The organism is Halomonas marinisediminis (assembly GCF_004347715.1).
GTDB lineage: Bacteria > Pseudomonadota > Gammaproteobacteria > Pseudomonadales > Halomonadaceae > Halomonas > Halomonas icarae.
This window is the reverse complement of the sequence record NZ_SLTR01000044.1, coordinates 1-1,200: the sequence shown is the minus strand read 5'-3', so window position 1 is coordinate 1,200 and position 1,200 is coordinate 1. Positions and strand designations below refer to the sequence as shown.

Below are 1,200 nucleotides of genomic sequence, written 5' to 3'. Positions count from 1 at the left end.
CAAGGTAATGCCTGCCTCGACGGCATCGACGGTCATGCCGTCGCCTGCGGTCAGCCGGCTGTCGGCGACCTCCACACCGTTACCGGCATCAAGGTTCATATTGCCTTCAGTGGCGGTCAGCTCACTGCCGCTGTCGACCTTGAGATCACCGGTTTTCGCATTAGCGGTTAGATCCTCCTTGGCAGTAGCCTGGCTTCCGTATTGAACCGTGACGTTCTGGCCGGCAGTCATCGTCATATCGCCGTTTGCCGTGGCGGTAGAACCGCTGATGACGACAATGTCATTACCGGCATCAAGGTTCATATTGCCTTCAGTGGCGGTCATTCCACTGCCGCTGTCAACCTTGAGATCGCCGGCTTTCGCATTAGCAGTCAGATCCTCCTTGGCGGTAGCCTGGCTTCCGTATTGAACCGTGACACTCTGACCCGCGGTCATCTTCATATCGCCGTTTGCCGTGGCGGTAGAACCGCTGATGACGACAACGTCATTACCGGCATCAAGGTTCATATTGCCTTCAGTGGCGGTCAGCCCACTGCCGCTGTCGACCTTGAGATCACCGGTTTTCGCATTAGCGGTTAGATCCCCCTTGGCGGTAGCCTGGCTTCCGTATTGAACCGTGACATCCTGGCCGGCGTTCATCGCCATATCGCCGTTTGCCGTAGCGGTAGAACCGCTGATGACGACAACGTCGTTACCGGCATCAAGGTTCATATTGCCTTCGGTGGCGGTCAGCCCACTGCCGCTGTCGACCTTGAGGTCGCCGGCTTTCGCATTAGCGGTCAGCCCCCCCTTGGCGGTAGCCTGGCTTCCGTTTTGGACCGTGACGTTCTGGCCCGCAGTCATCGTCATATCACCGCTTGCCGTGGCGTTGGAACCATTGGTAACGACAACGTCGTTACCGGCATCAAGGTTCATATTGCCATCGGTAGCGGTCAGGGAACTCTCGTCGATAATGGTCAGATCACCGACGGTAGTGTTGGCGGCCACGCTACCGCTGGCAATGCCGCTGGACGCGCTGTCCAACTGGATACCGCTGCCGGCATTCAGCGCCAGATTGCCGCTGCCGGCGGTCAGGGTGCTGCCGGCATCCAGGTTATCGATGCCGTCATCGGTCTTGGTCAGAAGAATGCGCTGGCCGGCGGTCATCGCCAGGTTACCGGTGGCGGCTTCGGCACTGCTGTCGTCGAGCGTGATGCTGCC

General features: G+C 59.1%; 1 protein-coding gene. It reads right to left on the bottom strand.

The features are described 5' to 3' along the window. Positions 1-1,200, bottom strand: a 1,200-nt coding sequence (locus tag E0702_RS19080) for a hypothetical protein (protein WP_165927555.1), incomplete at both ends; no start/stop codon positions are given.